Source organism: Duganella levis (assembly GCF_009857605.1).
Lineage (GTDB): Bacteria > Pseudomonadota > Gammaproteobacteria > Burkholderiales > Burkholderiaceae_D > Rugamonas > Rugamonas levis.
In genome coordinates, this window is the sequence record NZ_WWCT01000079.1 from 1 (window position 1) to 1,460 (window position 1,460).

At 70.7% G+C, this 1,460-nt stretch carries 2 protein-coding genes and 1 pseudogene; 1 reads left to right on the forward strand and 2 read right to left on the reverse strand.

Annotated elements, in window-relative coordinates:
- Both GTP69_RS30795 and GTP69_RS30800 read right to left on the reverse strand, forming a co-directional pair.
- Nucleotides 1-466 (reverse strand): PHP domain-containing protein (locus GTP69_RS30795; RefSeq protein ID WP_161058427.1); only part of this gene is annotated, 466 nt, incomplete at its 3' end.
- A 15-nt stretch (nucleotides 467-481) separates the two neighbouring features.
- Nucleotides 482-1,309, reverse strand: coding sequence for a DNA polymerase Y subunit UmuC family protein (locus GTP69_RS30800; protein WP_161058428.1), 828 nt, complete (start codon nucleotides 1,307-1,309; stop codon nucleotides 482-484).
- 52 nt (nucleotides 1,310-1,361) lie between these two features.
- Between GTP69_RS30800 and GTP69_RS30805 the strand changes: the two are divergent.
- A pseudogene (locus GTP69_RS30805) lies at nucleotides 1,362-1,460 on the forward strand (molybdopterin-binding protein); the annotation flags it as partial.

The following is a 1,460-nucleotide window of genomic DNA, read 5'->3' on the forward strand; positions in this document are numbered from 1 at the left end:
GCACCAGCTGGCAGTCGGGCAGGCCGCGCAGCGCGGCCAGGTCGGGCGGCGGCGCGGCGATGTCGCGCGGCCGCACCAGGTAGCTGCCTTTCTCGGCGCGCCTCCGCCCGACGGTGATCAGCTCGCACAGGTTGCCGTAGCCGTTGCGGTTCATCGCCAGCACCAGCAGCCGGAATGGCGGGCTGCCGTCCTCCGGCGTTACCGTCATCTGGCTGCCGATCAGCAGTTTGAGGCCGAGTTCCTTGGCGGCGCAGTGGGCCTTGACGATGCCGGCCACGGTGCATTCGTCGGCGATGGCCAGCGCGCGGTAGCCGAGCTGGGCGGCGCGCCCGACCAGCTGCTCGGGCGCCGAGGCGCCGTGCAGGAAGGTGTAGTGGCTGACGCACTGCAGTTCGGCGTAGTCGGGCAGCGCGGGTGTGGCGGATTGAATGGGCGGCAAAGCGGCGCCGTCGGGCAGGGTGTGCATGGCGGAGGCTCCGTGTCAGGCGTACATGCCATGCAGGAACCAGCGCGCGTCCTGGCTGCGCTCGAGGTAGATCCAGTAGCAGGCGGCGTCCGTGCCCTGCGCCACGTAGTAGTCGCGGCCGACGGTCTGGTCGTCCCACCAGCCGGCTTCCAGCCGTTCCGGGCCACGGATCAGGCGCAGCGGACTCATATAGAACGGCCGCTCGTCGCGCACGCGCAGCGCGATCGGCTGTTGCAGCACCCAGCATGGGCGCTCCAGCAGTTCGTCGACGTCGGCCGCCGGCTTCATGGAGCGGGTGGCCGGTCCCCAGCTGTTGCAATGTTCCGGGCGGTGGTCGGGGGTGTCAAGCGGCGTCAGCACGTTGTCGGACCCGAGCCGCGCCGACAGCAGTTCCAGCAGGCGCTTGAAGTCGGCCGGCGAACCGCCGGGTTCCGGGAACAGCTGGGCGTTGGGCGGCAGCATGGGCTGCAGCTGGCCGGCGTGCAGCGTCAGGCCGATCACCGGCGCCTGCAATTCCAGCTTGGCCAGCCGTTCCTTCAGCAGGCGCAGCAAATGGGCTTCCTTCCACGCCGGCTCGGCCAGCATGATCTCCAGCAGCGTGGGCGGCACGGCGGCGTGGCCGCGCTCATGCTCGAGCAGCAGCGTGAAGGTGATCACGGCCAACTGGCGCGCGGTGAGCCAGCCGGTCATCTGCAGGATCAGCGCGGTGGCGCCGACCAGCAGCGCCTCGGCGTGCTCGATGCGGCCGAAGGTCTCGACGTGCGCGGCGAAGGTGGCGGGGATGGCCATCCACTGGTGCAGCGCCGCCGCGTCGCCATAGGCGTGGTCCAGCGCCGCCAGCAAGGGCTTGCCGGTGCGGCGCAGCAGGCCGGCGCGCGGCAGACGGCGCAGCGCCCCCAGCTGTCTGGCGCCGACCTATCCCGATTCCATGATCGCCCAGCCCTTCCCCTTCAACGCCTACTACGGCGAAGAGGAAATCCGCGAGGTCGATGGC